Below are 16,586 nucleotides of genomic sequence, written 5' to 3'. Positions count from 1 at the left end.
GGAGCGGATGACGAGACTCGAACTCGCGACCCTCACCTTGGCAAGGTGATGCGCTACCAACTGCGCTACATCCGCATTGCGCCGCAAACTTTTATTCCGTTGCGGTGCGAGAAGAAACATTATCGTGCTCCGCGCCAGTTTCCAAATCCCCAGCCCAGCGCCTTGCTTTTAACCGCCGATATTCCACGTTTGTACGTTCCCAAATCACACCGGTGTGATTCTTGTGGACCGCAGGCGCCCAGCCGCCTCCCGCTCATGAGTAGCCCTACGCAGCCAATTAGGTATTTGAATTTCAAGCGGTGTACATTTAGCCACCGCACGGTCCTATAGCTCAGTGGGAGAGCGTTCCGTTCACACCGGAAAGGTCACTGGTTCAATCCCAGTTAGGACCACCACTTCCCCGCCCAGCGCTCCTCTTCACAAGGAGCCTGGGCGGGTTACTTTGTGTGCCGGTAAAGTGTTCCGTCGTGTTGTGGATCCTTTTAGGCGTTATCGCTGGGCTCGTTTTGCCCGTACAGACCCTGGTTAATACGCGCTTGCGCTTGTCAACAGGCACGCCCTTTTCTTCTTCGCTTATCTCTTTCGCCGTGGGCACGGTGACCTTGCTCGTTATCGCCACCGCTGTCACCGGCGGTGAATTCGGCCTTTCCCGCACAGCTGGCCAACCACTGTGGATATGGTTCGGCGGTTTGCTCGGCGTAGTTGCGCTTACTGGGAATATTCTCCTATTTCCCCCCTTGGGTGCCGTCCAGACCGTAGTTCTTCCCATCGCCGGTCAGATCATCATGGGGCTCGTCATCGATCACCTTGGGCTCTTTGACTCCCCTATATCCCCGCTGACCGTGGTTCGCATGCTAGGGGCTCTCATCGTCCTAGGCGGAGTAATCGCCATCGTCGCCGGCCCCGGCGCACCCACGAAGCGTGAGGACAGTGCCACAGCGCTGTGGATGTGGCGCTTAGCGGGGTTTGTTTTTGGCTGTTTTACTGCAAGCCAATCCGCGATCAATGGTCACCTGGGCCAGATTACTGGCTCACCTGTTGGCGCGGCTTTAGTTTCTTTTAGCGTCGGGGTATCTGCCCTTGCCATTGTGAATATTGTTCTACGCTGGCGACCTCGCATTGAGCGCCCCGAGGGGAAGAACAATCCCTGGTGGATGTGGGTTGGTGGCGTCCTGGGTGCGTTGTTTGTTTTTGGCAACGCGGCTTTGGTACCACAACTGGGCACGGGGCTTACCGTGGTCGCGGCTCTGCTCGGCTCCATGCTGGGGTCCCTACTCATTGATCGCTTGCGTGGCGCCCGCGTAACGCTGCGCCAGGTAGCCGGCATTGCAGTGATACTGGTCGGCGTGATTCTCATCCGTCTGGTGTAGCCCGTCTTGCTGAGGTTATGGCGCTGTTATTGCCATGCTGGGCACTCGCCGCTCTGGCTACACTGGGATGACATGGATATCTCTTCGCTTTTGGGTCCTGATTCCCGCGGCACATTCACCATCCGGACGAATATGGTCAGCACATTGACCGGATCGGCGACGATGAACCATGTCTCAGAAGACATGGGAAATGACACCGATGGACAACTTTTTGCAGCTCTACGGGACTGGGCAGACGTGGTGTTGGTGGGCGCGCAAACGGTGCGCGCAGAAGATTACTCCGGCGTTGTTCCTAGCACCGATGGCTCGCGCCCAGCTCCTATTGCAGTGCCTTCTCGCAGCCTTGATTTCGATATCGACTCGGACTTTTTTACAGACTTTACTACCCCACCTGTCATCTTGGCCCCACACAGCAGCTGGGAGGATGAAGACATCGTTACCCGAATCGAGGCTATTGAAAGCACGGGGGCGGAGGTCTGCGATGCCGGTGAAGGAAGCGTGCGCAACTACATATCCGTCCTGAAGGATCGCGGGTTTAAGCGCGTGCTATGTGAAGGCGGACCAGGAATGATTGGGCAATTAGTGTACGCCGATGCGATTGACCAGATGTATTTGACCCTGGATCCGCATCTGTCTACCGGCGTAGAGACTCCGATGGCTACTTTTAAGGGCGAGCATTCCCACCGCCGCATGCAGTTGGAAAATGTCGCGGCCGATACGGATGGCACGGTGTTTCTGCGGTATTCCCGCACCCGCGAGGACGTAGACTAAGGGCCCGTGAATTCCCGAATCAATGTTGCCGCTTGGCCCGTGGCCGTATTGCTCGTTGTGCACCGCGTATTCATCATTGCGCGCAACGGCACGCCAACGGATGATTTCACCACCGTGTATAACGCGGTGGCGCGCATGTCCAGCAGCCAGCCGGTCTACGAGCAGGCCTATAACCACGTTGACCCGCTGTATCTGTATACCCCGGGAGCCACGCTGCTGCTTGCGCCATTAGGGCACCTAGACTTCTCACTTGCGCGAGGACTATTCATCGTGGCGAATGCGGCCGCGATCATCGCGGCACTGGCGGTGCTTACCCTTATAGTGGACCGCAAGCTCACCTCGCCCGTGTGGCCGGTATCTATTGCGCTGGCGTTTGTCACGGAGTCAGTGACCAATACGCTTGCCTTTACCAATATCAACGGCGTTCTCTTGCTGTGTCTGGCCGTGTTTTTGTGGGCCTTTTTGCGGGCAGAGCGCACCCCGTGGTTGGGCTGGGTGGCAGGCGTGGTCATTGGCCTTGACATCGTCATTAAGCCGCAGTTTGCGCCGCTGCTCTTCCTGCCCTTGGTAAAGCTCCAGTGGCGCAGTCTCGCCGGAGGCATCGGAGTTCCGGTGATTCTCAATCTACTGGCGTGGCCGGTGGTGCCGGGCGCCAGCGGCTTTTTCGAAAAGCTGCTGCCCTATCTTTCGGAAACTCGTGACTATGCCAATTCTTCCTGGGCGGGTTTCCACGCCTACGTTAATTTTGGCGCCGGGTTGTATTGGACCGTGTGGCTGATTTTTGCCGGTCTTACGGCCGCAGCGATTCTCGGGCTTTTACGCTGGCGCAACTCCGACCCAACCTTGTGGGCACTGACCACTAGCGGGGCGATAATGGTGGGAATTTTCTTCCTGTCTTCCCTAGGCCAGCAGTACTATTCCATGTGGCTTTTCCCGCTGATGTTTACCGTTGTGCTCCCGCGCTCGGTATTTCATTCCGCAGGAGCGTGGTTGGCCGCATTTCTCTTTTTGGCTCCGGTCTCGTGGGCGTCTGCATCGCACCCGGATGCTGGGCGGTGGATGAATTTTTTCACGGCCACGGCAGGATGGGCGCTGCTTATCGTCGCAATTTTCGCTACGGTCGCTGGCTGGTGGCGTGCCGCGCGCAGAGCGGTTTAGACTCGGCTCATGACCGATTTCAAGCTCATTGCTGATACCGAATGGCGCCAGCGTTTAAGCCCCGAGGAATACTATGTTCTGCGTGAGGCAGGTACGGAGCCGCCCCATGTAGGCGAGTACACCAATACTACTACCGAGGGTGTCTATTCTTGCCGCGCGTGTGGAGCGGAGCTTTTCCGTTCCACGGAAAAGTTTGAGTCCCATTGTGGCTGGCCGTCTTTCTTCTCCCCGCTTGCCGGAGACAAGATCATCGAGCGAGAAGACAACTCGCTAGGCATGCGCCGAGTAGAGGTCTTGTGTGCCAACTGCGAATCGCACCTAGGCCACGTCTTTGAGGGCGAGGGCTACGACACCCCTACTGACCTTCGCTATTGCATTAACTCCATTTGCCTTGACCTGGAGGAAAAACCGGTAGAAGGTGGCACCGCTTAAAGGGCCCCGACACAACTTACGCCCCGTCAGCAGCCTGGCTGCCAGGCTAGTGAAGGAGCGCAGCCCGGGACGTCGCCAAGCAGGGCTTTTGCTGGGCGACGCTTCTTTTAGGGCAGTACTGCAATGAGTTCTGCTACGTCCTTGACGCGACGGCCGGTGTGGAAAGGAATTTCCTCGCGCACGTGGTGACGGGCTTCGGTATAGCGCATCAGGTACATCAGGTCGACGATACGGTGGAGCTCATCCGCCTCAAAGGCCAGAATCCACTCGTAGTCACCCAACGCAAAAGCCGGTACGGTATTAGCTCGCACATCAGGATAATCACGCGCTTGCATGCCGTGCTCCATAAGGATGCGGCGGCGCTTTTCCTCGTCCATGGTGTACCAGTCATAGGAGCGCACGAAGGGATAGACCGAGATCCACTCCTTTGGCGCCTCGCCCATGATGAAAGACGGCAGGTGCGACTTATTAAACTCCGCTGGACGGTGCAAAGCGTTGCCTACCCAGGTCACTTCGCTAACCTGGCCCAAGGTGGTCTCGCGGCGAAAGTCCCCAAAGACCTTCTGCAGGTCAGAGAATTCCTCGGCGTGCCACCAGATCATAAAATCAGCAGAATCGCGCATAGCCGTGAGGTCATAGATACCGCGCACCGTCACTTTGCCAGCCTCTTCAACGTCGGCGAAGAACTTCTGCGCTTGGGCGATGATTTCCGCTCGCTCGGTGCCGAGCGCCCCCGGGATCACCTTAAAAACTGCGTGCTGGGAATATTGCTGAACCGCATTGAGTTCCTTGTAGTCTAGCTTCGCCATTGCGTTCTCCTTTGCCAAAGCCTCTGGGTAATCGGACATATCCATCATAAGTTGGATATGAAACCTTGTCACTTCCCCCGCCGCGGGGATGCCGACACGCTCTCGCATCGGCGCGCCTCCCCCAGCTAGAGGCTGGGAAACTATAGCTTGAACGTCGTGAGCAATTCCGAATCGACCACCCCACGCAGCGCCGAGGCTTCCGCCCCCACTCCTTTGCACAGGCAAGCGGAAAGCCACGAACCAGCTACCCCCGCCGCATTCACCCAAGCAGTGGAGTCAATGCACGCGGCCGACCTGCGCCCCGAGATAACCCTGGGCTCCATTCGCCCACCGCAGCGCCTTGCGCCGTTTAGCCACGCTATCGGCCTCGAGGTGGGAGGCGAAGAAAACCCAGACATCGTGCCCACTGATGCGGAAGGCGATGCATTTGGCCGCCTTATCTTGCTCCACGATCCGGGTGCTGAGGAAGCCTGGGAGGGCGCTATGCGCCTTGTGGCTTATATTCAGGCCGATATGGATGATGCCGTAGCAGGAGATCCGCTCTTGCCCGATGTGGCTTGGCAGTGGCTCAATGAAGGCCTAGAAGAGGAAGGCGCCGACCACACCAACTTGGGTGGCACCGTCACCTCCACCGCGTCCGTTCGATTTGGGGAGATTGGTGGCCCACCGCGCGCCTATCAAATCGAAATGCGCGCTTCGTGGACCGCTGAAGGCCTCGATCTGGCTCCTCACGTGCAGGCTTTTGCAAAGGTATTGGCTAACGTTGCCGGCCTCCCTCCTGAGGGCGTTACCAAGCTCGGCCACTAGAATGCCAGAATTGCGCAGCCGGCCGGTAGAGGGCATCCCGGCGGTCCTTGCTACCCGGGATGAATTCACCGCTGCCGCAGCACGCCTAGCCGCAGGTACGGGCCCGTTTGCCATCGATACTGAACGCGCCTCTGGTTACCGCTACGATGACCGCGCCTTCGTAGTTCAAATTCGCCGCCGAGGCGCAGGCACCATGCTTTTTGCCCCTGAAGGCCATCGCGCGGAGCTCACCGCTGCCCTCGCCCCAGTACTCAACGGGGCGGAATGGATAATTCATGCCGCGCATTCGGATTTGCCCTGTCTAGGGTGGCTTGGGCTATTCCCCGGCTCCATCTTTGATACCGAGCTAGCGGCGCGGCTCGCTGGTTTCGACCGCCCGAATCTGGGCACAATGGTTGCAGAGCTTTTTGATATCGAATTAGAAAAAGGCTACGGCGACGCTGACTGGTCAACCCCGCGGCTCAGCGAGGAACTCAAGGCCTATGCCGCACTAGATGTGGAGCTGCTCCTCGAGCTGGCCGAATCTCTGCGCGATATCTTGGCCGAACAAGACAAAATGGATTGGGCGCTAGAGGAATTTTCCTCCATCGTCCGTGAGCATGCCGGTGATACTCACCCGCAGGCACCTACCTGGCGCGACCTAAAGGGAGTCTCCAACTTGCGCAACGGCAGCCAGCTTGCTGCCGCTCGAGCGCTATGGCTTAAACGGGACGCAATAGCTCGGCGCACCGATACTGCACCCGGCCGGGTTTTAGCGAATAAGACGCTGGTAGAAATTGCGCGCGCTCTCCCCACCTCTGGCAGCGACTTGGCCCGCATCAAGGGTTTTCCCCGCCGGCGCAAGGGGGCCACCGCCCGCTGGATGGCGGTGCTAAACCAGGCGCGCGCCATTCCCCCGCACCAGCGGCCTCGCGTGCACCGTACCCCGCAACCGGTCCCTTCCAAGACCATCTGGACCAAGGACTACCCGGATCTCTGGGAGATATATCAAACTATTCGCGCCGACATCGCGGAACTAGGCGATGATCTTGGAATGTCCTCCGAGCTTATTATCCGCCCCGCCACCGTGCGCGCCGCAGTATGGGCGAAGGTAGGGGTGCGTGCTGATAAACGCCACCGCGGACCTGATTCTGTTGCCGGTTCCATCCGCCAGCCAGACGACGTCGCTGCGTTTCTCCGCGCGGAAGGCGCGCGCGAATGGCAAATAGAATTGACCGCCCCGCTTATCGTGGACGGTCTTTTCTAGAAGATATTTATCAGGACAGGCCTAGCCTTCATTTCCCAGCTCATTGGCATCAGCAGTGAAGTTTTCTACCCACTCGCTAATCGAGGCCGCCATAAGTTCAGGGGTAAGCCCGAATTCCTCTAGGACCTCGCCGCGCGAGCCGTGCTTAGGGAAGTATCCCGGAACGCCAAGTCGGCGCACAGGGGTATTTACCTCGGCTGCGCTGAGGGCTTCAGAAATCATGGAGCCAATACCGCCGCGTACAAGGCCGTCTTCTGCCGTAACCACCAGATCGTGGTCAGCGGCGAGTGCCACAATAGAACTTGGAACCGGCACAACCCAACGCGGGTCAACGACGGTTACGTTAACGCCTTGCTCTCCGAGCAGCTTCGCTGCCTCGATGCTGCGCGCGGACATGGCACCGATAGAGACGATAAGCACCTCTGGGGTGTCCTCGCCAGCGTCGGCTTCGCCGTAGTGGAGGATGTCGACGCCATCCCCCAAGGTTTCTACCGCATCCATATCCGGCAGCAGGTTGCCTTTAGGGAAACGAACTACGGAGGGGCCGGATTCGATTTCTAGCGACTCCCGTAAGAGCTCCCGCAGGCGCGCGCCATCGCGCGGGGCGGCAATGTGTATGCCCGGTACGATGCTCATCAGCGCCATATCCCACACACCATTGTGCGATGCTCCATCGGAACCGGTAACCCCGGACCGGTCGAGCACGATGGTTACTGGCAGCTTCAGCAGCGCAATATCCATAATGACCTGATCCACGGCTCGATTTAAAAAGGTGGAATATACCGCCACGACCGGGTGCATACCCCCGAGCGCAAGACCAGAGGCGGAGGTCATCGCGTGCTGCTCTGCGATTCCCACGTCAAAGAAGCGTTCAGGAAAGCGCTCTTGGAACGGCGTGAGCCCAGTCGGCCCTGCCATGGCAGCGGTAATGGCCACAATGTCTTCGCGTTTTTCAGCAGCGGCTACAAGCTCTTCTGAAAAAGCTGCGGTCCAGCCAGGCTGCTTAGTTCCTTTTGCCACACCGGTGACCGGATCAATAGCACCGGTTGAGTGCATCTGATCCTTTGGCTCATTGACGGCTGGGGCAAACCCATGGCCCTTTTCAGTAACCACATGCACAATGATGGGTCCGTCATAATCGCGGGCATAGGTCAGGGCATGCACCAAGCTATCGATATCGTGCCCGTTAATGGGACCGATGTACTTCATGCCTAGTTCCGGGAACATCTCGGTTGGCAAGACCGTAGACTTGACGCCTTCTTTCATGGCATGCAGGGCATCGAAGGCCCGCTCGCCTACCCAACCCATTTGTTTCAGGCGGCGCTTGCCCTGCTCCATAAGTTCGTCATAGCCGTGCTGAGAGCGGATACGACCAAGATTTTCCGAGAGGCCGCCGATGGTGGGCGAATAGCTGCGGCCATTGTCATTGACCACAATCACCGCATTGCGGTCCTTGTCCTCGGAGATATTGTTGAGTGCCTCCCAGCACATACCGCCGGTCAGGGCGCCATCACCAACGACGCCGATAACGTTGCGGTGACCATCGCCGCGGATTTTAAAGGCCTTTGACAAGCCATCCACCGTAGACAGCGAGGCCGAAGCGTGCGAGGACTCGGTCCAGTCATGCTCGGACTCGCCGCGGTCCGTGTACCCCGAAAGACCATCTTTTTGCCGCAAGGTATCGAATTGATCGGTGCGACCGGTAAGCATTTTATGCACATAAGACTGGTGCGAGGTATCAAAAATAATGGGCTCGCGCGGGGAATCAAATACGCGGTGCAACGCTATGGTCAGTTCCACCACGCCCAAGTTGGGACCCAAATGTCCGCCTGTGACGGAAACCTTATCAATGAGACGCTGCCGAATCTCTGCCGCAAGCTCTTCAAGCTTGTCTGCGGACAGTGCCTTGAGATCCTGCGGCGAGTTAATGGTATCCAAGATAGTCATGGAGCGGCCTTCAACTCCTTCTGTGCTTAGTTCTTCTTTTCTACCGTACCCGCGGCGGGCGGTGAATATTATATTCCGGCTAGGGCGCGGCACCGTACCCGGCCGCGCCTGGGCACCTATGCAGCGCATTAGGCAGGGGTAATGAGCGCAATCGTTTCGAAGTGATGCGTTCCGGGAAACGCGTTAATGAGCGCCATTTTTTCAATCCCGTACCCGTGTTCGTCCCAGTGATGCAGATCGCGAGCAAAGGTTGCTGGGTCACATCCCACGTGCACGACCGCTTGGGGTGCAGCGGCCGCCACGGAACGAATCACGTCTTTGCCTGCGCCGGTGCGTGGGGGATCGAGGACTACAGCGCCTGGTTTAGGTAACTGCGCAGCAACCTGCTCCACCTTCGCGGATTTTAGTTCCACATCGCAGTCCGCCAGGCAAGGCTGCTCCGCCGCCGTTGCCGCTGGCGAATAATCCACGGAGATGACCTTGCCCTGCACGGCTGCGGCCAGTGCTGGAACGAAAAGCCCAACACCGCCATAAAGATCCCAGGCGGTACGTTCCTGGTACTCACGTTGACCGAGCCACTCAGTTACCAGCTGGGTATACGCTGCCGGCGCCTGACTATGGGCTTGCCAAAAGGCAGTGGCGGGGAAGCTAAACGTCCTACTACCCACATGTTCTTGCACTTGGCCGCTGCCTTCTACCACCTCACGGATGGTCTCTACGCGGCGTCCGCGCGGAGCTTTGCGGGTTTCTACTACATGGCGGTCTCCCGCGCCATCGACAACAGCAATGACCTCTGCACCTGGGATAAAACGACGTGCGCCTTCTCCGACGAGGCCGTCTGCCAATCCCGGAGCCAGCTGCGTACAGGCGGCTGCCGTAACGAGCTCATTGGACCGACGCTCACGGGTTCCAGCACGCCCTTGCTTGTCGACGCCCCACCGAACCCGAGTGCGCCAGCCCCTCACCGGCTCTAGGGTGTGTTGTTCAATGTCTAGGCCCGCACTGGTTTTAACGCCAGTGCGGCGCAGCTGCTCCGCTAAGATTTCTGCCTTAATCCCAGTTTCGGCCGCAGGATCTAGCTCTGCAAAATCGCAGCAGCCTGCCCCTTGTTCCGCAGCTGGGCACGACGATGGCACGCGCAGCGCACCCGGGGTCACTACACTGTCCAGGTCCGCCTTAATGAACGACTTCTTGACTCGGCCGGCCTTAGCCTTAACGACGTCTCCTGGAAATGCGCGTGGAACAAATACAACTCGCCCATCAGGCGCCTGGCCGATTCCTTCCCCGCCGTGTGCCATGCGGTCAATTCTCACCTCAAGAATATCGCCCCGGCTAATCGTAGGTTCAGTCATTTTCTACCTCGGCCTCTTGTAGTGGTTCTGGTTGTGCCTGCGTACGCTCACCCGCGCCTGTAGCTTCCTCCACAGCTGTGTCCGCGCGCCGCACCATCCACACGGTAAGCGCCGTTACCAGAAGGGTCAGGGGCCATCCCATTAAGATTCTGGTCACTCCCAATGCTGTAGTTGCATCGGCATCATAGATGGCGCGCTGGACAATAAAACGGGCAAGAAAGATTACCGCCCACCCACCGGTGGCTATGGCATAGGCCCGGCGCGCTGGGGTAATCTTCTGCCACTGCATTTCCTCGCCGTTAATCCCCTTCCAGATAACGCCCACCGCGGGCCACCGGAATAGGATCGAGAGTACGGCGGCAATGCATAGCGCCAACGACATCCAGATACCGTACAAGAAATACCCTTTGGCATCACCGGTAAACCAGGCGATTGCCGCACACAGAGCGACGCCCAAAAGCCCCGAAATGGCTGGCTGAAGGGTCTCTTTGCGAAGCACCCTCCAGATAGCGATAGCAACGGCTACACCAAGCGCCGCTGCGAGGGCTGGGCCCAGCCCAAAAAAGTTATTGACTGGAATCAGCACAATGACCGGCAAGGTAGCGGAAACGAGCCCGGATAGCCCACCCATTTGTTCCAATAGGGTGAGTTCGGCTTGAGGCTCATTAGCGTCAAGGTTCTTTGCGTCCTGGGAGGACTGCGGCGAGGAAGAGTGTGTCACGTGGTTTACTGCTTTGCCTAGTCTTTGGAAGTAGGTGCAGAACCCTCATCGGGGTCCTGCGGGGACGATCCATTCTCCCCCTCCTGTGGGGTGCCGCCCAAATCGCGCAAGTGCTGTTCCGCCTCTGCTTCTGCTGCAGGGTCTGGACCGCCAACGCCGTTTTCTGGGTGGTTCTGGGCATTAGCGGCTGCCTGCTGCTCCTGCTGGCGCTGGTCCATGGCCTGCTTGACTTGCTCTACGAGCTGCTCGGGCATGATGACCGGCAAAGCGTTTCCGGCCAAGATGGGGTCTTCTCCACGGTAGACAAAGGTGCGCGCGGCTACCTCGCGGGCCATTTCTGCCAGGTCAGCTTCCATTCCTGCCGGTGCCGCCAGCGTCATGCGCAGCATCCACCGTGGGCCATCTGCACCGATGACGCGAACCTGGCCATTGTCGTTTTTACCCACGACCTCAGCACCCCACGGGCCTGGCTCGGTAGTAACGGTGAGACCGTCGCGGCTCATGCCTTCCCTGATCTCCTCGACGGATTCTGCCCACTGGCCCGGCTTGCGTGGGGCGGCAAAGGCTACGGGGGTAATTCGGCCCACCTTGGTTACGATGTGCAGCATTCGCGGGCCTTGCTCGCCCATTTCTACTTGTACCTGGGACTCCTTTGGCAGTGGGATGCGCAGAGAGCCCAAATCTAAAATGCCGATGGAAAAGTCGCTGAAATCGAAAGTTTCGATATCTACGGAGTCACCATCAAAGGGGCCGGTCTGACCGTTGATAGCGTCATGGGCAAATTCGCGTGGTTCATTGCCAGAAGCTACCGCAGCATCGGCTGCGGTACCTTCTACCGGAGCATATGATTCCTGGGCATCTTTATCCACGGACTCAGGGCCCGCCGGCTTTTCGCCCTTTGCTGCAGGCTGTGCCTGCTCCTTCTTCGCATCCTCGTTCTTCTTGCCAAAGGGCCAGATTCCCATGGTTGCTACATCCTTTCTAGAAGTTTCGTTAAGTCTCTATTGCTTTAGCTACACGCCGGTAGAGCCATAGCCACCGGCTCCCCGGTCCGTGTCCTCCAATTCTTCGACCTCAGCAAATCCCACTAGCTCAACGCGCTGGACCACGAGCTGAGCGATACGCATTCCGCGTTCGATTTCGATAGGGGTATGCCGGTCATGGTTGATAAGGCAGACTTTGATTTCCCCGCGGTAGTCAGCATCCACTGTCCCCGGAGTATTAACTACCGAAAGCCCTTGTTTAGCAGCCAACCCGGACCGTGGATGAATCAAACCGACTGTTCCTAGTGGCAGCGCAATTGCAATCCCGGTGCCTACAAGGGCGCGCTCGCCGGGTTGCAACGTAAGTGCTTCTGCTGCGTAGAGGTCCGCACCGGCGTCGCCGCGATGGGCGCGTTTCGGCAGCGGAAGCTCCTTGTCTAGACGCTTGACTTTAATATCGCCGAAAGGGCTTTCTGGCTGAGAATATGGAAACGAGTCAGTCACCTGGCCAATCCTACCTGCCTTAGCAGGTTCATTCTGCGGTGCGTGTGGACTAGACTAGCTAGACGTGTCTGATACATCTGCTTCTTCCGCAACTCCGGCACCGTCGAGCTCCGCTTCTGCACAGGGCACGATGGCCCCTCAGGTGCTCTACCGCGAACGCCAATGGGTGCCTTGGTACTTTTGGCTTTTTGCCGCCGGCATCGTGGCACTTACTTCTGCTACCGCCGGGCTAAACCGCTCCATGTGGTGGACCATTATTCCTGCAATACTCCTTGGCGCCATCGCCGTGTGGGTACTTATTACGTGGTCCAATACGGTCATCGTGGTAGAGCGTGACCCAGACGGAACGCGTTGGCTCTCAGTCAAAGACGCCCAACTACCCAACGACGTGGTCTCGCGGTCTATCACGGTTCCCAAATCTGCACGGCGTAATGCGCTAGGCCCGCAATTCGATCCCGCGGCGTTCTTGGTCTCCCACGCTTGGGTGGATGAGCACGCCATGATGGTGCTCAATGATCCTGAGGACGATACCCCTTATTGGCTCATCGCTTCGAAGGACCCAGAAGCTTTACTCCATGCCTTCCTGCCGGAACAGCACTAAATTTTAAAGATTTTGTGGGCATCCTCGAACCGGCAGATTCGAGGCGGCCACAACACCAAACCCCGCACTCGGCTTTAAGCAAGTTGCCGTGTGCGGGGTTTCTTTACTGCTGCGATTTTTCCTTTAAGCACAGTCCTTACAGATAGGCTGGCCATCCTCATCGTGGGAATAGCGCTTATTGGACTGCACTAGGAAACAAGAGCCGCAAGTAAACTCGTCTTCTTGGCGGGGAACTACCTCAACATTGAGCTCCTCACCGGTAAGGTCAACTGTTGGCGGCTGGAACGATTCGACGATTTCTCCGTCATCGTCCATGCCATTGTTGTCGCTTTCAGCGGCTTTGAGCCCCTCTAGGGAGTCAGTTTCGAGTTCATCTTCCGCGCGCCGGCGCGGTGCGTCATAATCGGTGGCCATAATGCACGCCCCTAATGGTCAAATTGCTTTAAGGAATGGGTAATTATCGATCGCGCATAGTAAAGCACAAATGGCTAGATGTCATCTCACCGGCCGTTAGCGTGGAAAACTATTACCCCCGCAACGCGCCTGTGGCGTTGTGTGCTGCCAAAAGTTCCTCAAAGGCGGGGGCCAAATCTGCCCCCGCGGCCCAGGTAAGTTCGCCGTGAGCGGACCCCTTCTCAAAGCCTGGATGGTGCACCACCGCGCCTGCTTCGCGGGCAATAACTGCCCCGGCGGCAAAATCCCAAGCATTGATGCCGTGCTCAAAGTAGGCATCAACCGTGCCCTCAGCTACGCGGCATAAATCCAGCGCGGCAGCACCGATGCGGCGAATATCTCGTACCTGGGGCAAGAGCTTGGTGAGCAGCTCGGCTTGCGCTGCTCTCCGTTGGGCATCGTATCCGAAGCCAGTGGCTACCAGTGCCAACGCGGGATTTTTGGTGTGGGCGCACTGCAATGGGTGCACCTTCCCGTCCGGGCCGGTGACCGTGGCGCCTTGACCGGCCGCGGCTGCATAAGTGCGCCCGCGGGCCACGTTGACCACCGCGCCAGCTACCAGGCGCCCCTGATATTCCGCACCGATAGAAACTGCAAAATCCGGCACCCCGTAGAGGAAATTTACGGTGCCATCAATCGGATCCACTATCCAGGTAACACCGCTGGTGGATTCCACATTGGCGCCTTCTTCCCCAAAGATTCCATCCCCTGGGCGTTGGGTACGAATGGTGGTGGCAATGAATTCCTCTGTGGCGGTGTCGACCTCAGTTACCGGATCCACATCACTGGACTTGGTGCTGGTATGTGCCGCGATGCCGTCACCGGCGACAAGCTCTGCGCGCCGGGCGGCAACTAGTTCGGCCGCTCGCGTGGCGGTAGAGACGGCAAAATCCCGCAATTGGAGAAAATCGATGTGCTCAGTCATGCCAACTATTGTGCCTTCTTCTACACTGTCGGGCATGACTACTCTTTCTGGACATTCTTTTGGCGTCGATGTCGGTGGTTCGGGCATTAAGGGCGCAGAGGTGGACCTTGCCACCGGCGAATTCGTGGGCGAGCGTATGAAAATCGCCACGCCGCAGCCATCGACTCCGCACGATGTTGCCAAGGTGGTAGCCCAGATCATCCAGGAAAAGCAGTGGGAAGGCCCAGTAGGCATTACCCTGCCTTCCGTTGTCCGCAACCAAGAGGTAGAAACGGCAGCGAATATTTCCAAGGAATGGATTGGCATTAATGCTACAGAGCTATTCGCTGATTACTTGGATGCGGATTTTGCCGTGCTTAACGACGCCGACGCGGCGGGACTAGCCGAGGTTGCCTACGGAGAGGACATCGCCAAGCAGGGCTCCGTAATCTTTTTGACTCTGGGGACCGGCATTGGTTCGGCCTTCTTCTTGAATGGTCAGCTCTTTCCCAATACCGAGCTAGGGCACATGCTGGTGGGCGATGATGAAGCCGAAAGGATTGCATCTTCGGCTGTCAAGGACCGCGAAGGGCTCAAGTACAAGCACTGGGCTAAGCGGTTAAATAAGGTCCTTGCGGAGTATGAAAAGCTTTTTAACCCGCAGGCTTTCCTCATTGGGGGTGGTATCTCGCGCAAGTTTGAAAAGTGGGGCCCGCACCTTGACATTGCCACCCCCGTCATGCCTGCACAATTGCGCAATCGTGCAGGGATTGTTGGTGCCGCAATGGCGGCGGTAGAGGGCTTGAAACCATAAAATTTATGCACTGCTGGTGACCCTATCCACCGGCAGAGTAGAAAGATCCTCTATACTGGGCGGTCGATCCTAAGTTAAATAGCTCCAAGGCGTGTCTGGCCTGCATAAGGCCACAGCGCGTTAACATCACAGTGATGGACGAGCGCCCAGCTAGGGCGCACTGAGCTGTTTTAATCAAGAAGTAAGTCGAAAGGGCGTACGTGGCAGCCACTGAATCTTCAGACCAGGCACTCGGCGAGGGCGAAAACGCCGCCGGGGCATCTACTCCTGCAAAGAAGACCGCCAAGAAGACGGCAAAGAAAACCGCGAAGAAGACGGCTAAAAAGACGGCCAAGAAGACCGCTAAGAAAACAGCCAAAAAGACTGCGAAAAAGACCGCTAAGAAGTCGGCCAAGAAGACCACTAAAAAGTCTGCTAAGAAGGCCACGAAGAAGACGGTCCGCAAGTCCGCGGCGAAAAAGCAGGAATCCCCCGCTGAGTCCGAAAAGCAAGCACAGCCGGAGGTAGATGAAGAGCTCGACGAGGACGAGCACGACGAAGACGTCGACTTCGATCCCACCAATGCGGACATCGAGGAAGATGATGACTTCGCAAGCGGTGAAGACCTCGAGGACGAGGACCTCGAAGAGGACTTGGACGAAGACGATGAGGACGATGACGAAGAAGAGGACTCCTCCTCCGTCTGGGACGAGGAAGAATCCGCTGCACTGCGTCAGGCACGCAAGGATGCGCAGCTGACTGCCTCTGCTGACTCCGTTCGTGCCTACCTCAAGCAGATTGGTAAGGTGGCCCTGCTCAACGCCGAGCAAGAGGTTTCCTTGGCCAAGCGCATCGAGGCTGGTCTTTACGCACAGCACCGCATGGATGAGATGGAAAAGGCCCGCGCCGAAGGCGATAAGGCCGCTAAGCTCTCCCCCATGGAAAAGCGCGACCTGCGCAGCATCGCCCGCGATGGCCGCAAGGCCAAAAACCACCTGTTGGAGGCGAACCTGCGTCTGGTGGTTTCCTTGGCAAAGCGCTACACCGGCCGCGGCATGGCTTTCTTGGACCTCATCCAAGAAGGCAACTTGGGACTTATCCGCGCTGTGGAGAAGTTCGACTACACCAAGGGCTATAAGTTCTCTACTTACGCCACGTGGTGGATCCGCCAGGCTATTACCCGCGCCATGGCTGATCAGGCTCGTACCATCCGCATCCCGGTCCACATGGTGGAAGTCATCAACAAGCTGGGCCGTATCCAGCGCGAGTTGCTGCAGGACTTGGGCCGCGAGCCTACCCCGCAGGAGCTGGCAAAGGAAATGGATATCACCGAGGAAAAGGTGCTCGAAATCCAGCAGTACGCCCGCGAGCCCATTTCTTTGGATCAGACCATTGGCGACGAAGGCGACTCCCAGTTGGGTGACTTCATCGAGGACTCCGAAGCCGTTATTGCAGTCGACGCTGTCTCCTTCACTTTGCTGCAGGATCAGCTCCAAGACGTGCTGACCACCCTCTCCGAGCGCGAAGCCGGCGTGGTGCGCCTGCGCTTCGGCTTGACCGATGGCATGCCGCGCACTTTAGACGAAATCGGCCAAGTCTACGGCGTTACCCGCGAGCGCATTCGCCAGATCGAATCCAAGACCATGTCGAAGCTGCGCCACCCCTCTCGCTCCCAGGTATTGCGCGATTATCTCGACTAATCGTTTTACGTGGACGAGAAGAAAGCCCGCACCTT

Annotated in this window: 17 protein-coding genes and 2 tRNA genes; 10 read left to right on the top strand and 9 right to left on the bottom strand. The window is 57.9% G+C overall.

Features of this window, described 5'->3' with window-relative positions; genetic code table 11:
• Positions 1 to 2: 2 nt before the first annotated feature.
• Positions 3 to 75: transfer RNA gene (locus WMP97_RS01810), tRNA-Gly, on the bottom strand.
• A gap of 245 nt (positions 76 to 320) precedes the next feature.
• Here WMP97_RS01810 and WMP97_RS01805 point away from each other — a divergent pair.
• From WMP97_RS01805 to msrB, 5 genes are all read left to right on the top strand, one after another.
• Positions 321 to 395, top strand: a tRNA-Val gene (locus WMP97_RS01805).
• A gap of 72 nt (positions 396 to 467) precedes the next feature.
• Entirely contained in the window at positions 468 to 1,370 is a 903-nt protein-coding gene (locus tag WMP97_RS01800; RefSeq protein WP_340439669.1) for a DMT family transporter, read from the top strand.
• 72 nt (positions 1,371 to 1,442) lie between these two features.
• Positions 1,443 to 2,141 (top strand): pyrimidine reductase family protein, encoded by a 699-nt coding sequence (locus WMP97_RS01795; RefSeq protein WP_340439668.1) that lies wholly within the window; start codon positions 1,443 to 1,445, stop codon positions 2,139 to 2,141.
• 6 nt (positions 2,142 to 2,147) lie between these two features.
• Positions 2,148 to 3,299, top strand: coding sequence for a glycosyltransferase family 87 protein (locus WMP97_RS01790; protein ID WP_340439667.1), 1,152 nt, complete (start codon positions 2,148 to 2,150; stop codon positions 3,297 to 3,299).
• Positions 3,300 to 3,308: 9 nt separating this feature from the next.
• The gene (gene msrB / locus WMP97_RS01785; protein WP_023021414.1) at positions 3,309 to 3,731 is read left to right on the top strand and encodes a peptide-methionine (R)-S-oxide reductase MsrB; all 423 of its coding nucleotides are present in this window, start codon (positions 3,309 to 3,311) and stop codon (positions 3,729 to 3,731) included.
• 107 nt (positions 3,732 to 3,838) lie between these two features.
• On the opposite strand, the gene hemQ is transcribed toward msrB, so the two are convergent.
• Complete coding sequence (hemQ, locus tag WMP97_RS01780; RefSeq protein ID WP_340439666.1) at positions 3,839 to 4,540, bottom strand: hydrogen peroxide-dependent heme synthase; 702 nt, start codon at positions 4,538 to 4,540, stop codon at positions 3,839 to 3,841.
• A gap of 213 nt (positions 4,541 to 4,753) precedes the next feature.
• On the opposite strand from hemQ, the gene WMP97_RS01775 reads away from it, so the two are divergent.
• Together WMP97_RS01775 and WMP97_RS01770 are read left to right on the top strand one after the other, a co-directional pair.
• Positions 4,754 to 5,347, top strand: a complete 594-nt coding sequence (locus tag WMP97_RS01775) for a DUF3000 domain-containing protein (RefSeq protein ID WP_086587733.1) — start codon at positions 4,754 to 4,756, stop codon at positions 5,345 to 5,347.
• 1 nt (position 5,348) lies between these two features.
• The gene (locus WMP97_RS01770) at positions 5,349 to 6,593 is read left to right on the top strand and encodes an HRDC domain-containing protein (protein WP_340439665.1); all 1,245 of its coding nucleotides are present in this window, start codon (positions 5,349 to 5,351) and stop codon (positions 6,591 to 6,593) included.
• 21 nt (positions 6,594 to 6,614) lie between these two features.
• Here the strand turns inward: WMP97_RS01770 and dxs are convergent, their stop codons facing one another.
• From dxs to dut, 5 genes are all read right to left on the bottom strand, one after another.
• Positions 6,615 to 8,540 carry a 1-deoxy-D-xylulose-5-phosphate synthase gene (dxs, locus tag WMP97_RS01765; RefSeq protein WP_023021410.1) on the bottom strand — a complete coding sequence of 642 codons (1,926 nt, stop codon included), beginning with the start codon at positions 8,538 to 8,540 and terminating at the stop codon, positions 6,615 to 6,617.
• Positions 8,541 to 8,668: 128 nt separating this feature from the next.
• A complete protein-coding gene (locus WMP97_RS01760; RefSeq protein ID WP_340439664.1) occupies positions 8,669 to 9,892 on the bottom strand; it encodes a class I SAM-dependent RNA methyltransferase in 1,224 nt (407 codons plus the stop codon).
• On the bottom strand, positions 9,885 to 10,613 hold the full coding sequence (locus WMP97_RS01755; RefSeq protein WP_340439663.1) for a DUF3159 domain-containing protein: 729 nt from the start codon (positions 10,611 to 10,613) through the stop codon (positions 9,885 to 9,887). The genes WMP97_RS01760 and WMP97_RS01755 overlap by 8 nt, the downstream gene beginning before the upstream one ends.
• Before the next feature lie 17 nt (positions 10,614 to 10,630).
• Entirely contained in the window at positions 10,631 to 11,578 is a 948-nt protein-coding gene (locus WMP97_RS01750; RefSeq protein WP_340439662.1) for a DUF3710 domain-containing protein, read from the bottom strand.
• 48 nt (positions 11,579 to 11,626) lie between these two features.
• Positions 11,627 to 12,100 (bottom strand): dUTP diphosphatase, encoded by a 474-nt coding sequence (gene dut, locus WMP97_RS01745; protein WP_023021406.1) that lies wholly within the window; start codon positions 12,098 to 12,100, stop codon positions 11,627 to 11,629.
• Positions 12,101 to 12,164: 64 nt separating this feature from the next.
• On the opposite strand from dut, the gene WMP97_RS01740 reads away from it, so the two are divergent.
• Positions 12,165 to 12,701: a DUF3093 domain-containing protein gene (locus tag WMP97_RS01740; protein WP_034655386.1), complete on the top strand. Its 537-nt coding sequence runs from the start codon at positions 12,165 to 12,167 to the stop codon at positions 12,699 to 12,701.
• 123 nt (positions 12,702 to 12,824) lie between these two features.
• Here the strand turns inward: WMP97_RS01740 and WMP97_RS01735 are convergent, their stop codons facing one another.
• Together WMP97_RS01735 and WMP97_RS01730 are read right to left on the bottom strand one after the other, a co-directional pair.
• A complete protein-coding gene (locus WMP97_RS01735) occupies positions 12,825 to 13,115 on the bottom strand; it encodes a DUF4193 domain-containing protein (protein ID WP_023021404.1) in 291 nt (96 codons plus the stop codon).
• Positions 13,116 to 13,227: 112 nt separating this feature from the next.
• Positions 13,228 to 14,115 carry an inositol monophosphatase family protein gene (locus WMP97_RS01730; protein WP_301731998.1) on the bottom strand — a complete coding sequence of 296 codons (888 nt, stop codon included), beginning with the start codon at positions 14,113 to 14,115 and terminating at the stop codon, positions 13,228 to 13,230.
• Here WMP97_RS01730 and ppgK point away from each other — a divergent pair.
• A complete protein-coding gene (ppgK, locus tag WMP97_RS01725) occupies positions 14,114 to 14,872 on the top strand; it encodes a polyphosphate--glucose phosphotransferase (RefSeq protein WP_023021402.1) in 759 nt (252 codons plus the stop codon). The two genes, WMP97_RS01730 and ppgK, sit on opposite strands and share 2 nt — an antisense overlap.
• A gap of 200 nt (positions 14,873 to 15,072) precedes the next feature.
• Positions 15,073 to 16,551 (top strand): RNA polymerase sigma factor, encoded by a 1,479-nt coding sequence (locus WMP97_RS01720; RefSeq protein ID WP_301731997.1) that lies wholly within the window; start codon positions 15,073 to 15,075, stop codon positions 16,549 to 16,551.
• Positions 16,552 to 16,586: the final 35 nt, after the last annotated feature.

This window comes from Corynebacterium sp. KPL4072, from assembly GCF_037908395.1.
GTDB lineage: Bacteria > Actinomycetota > Actinomycetes > Mycobacteriales > Mycobacteriaceae > Corynebacterium > Corynebacterium kefirresidentii.
This window is presented reverse-complemented; position numbering and strand designations above follow the sequence as displayed.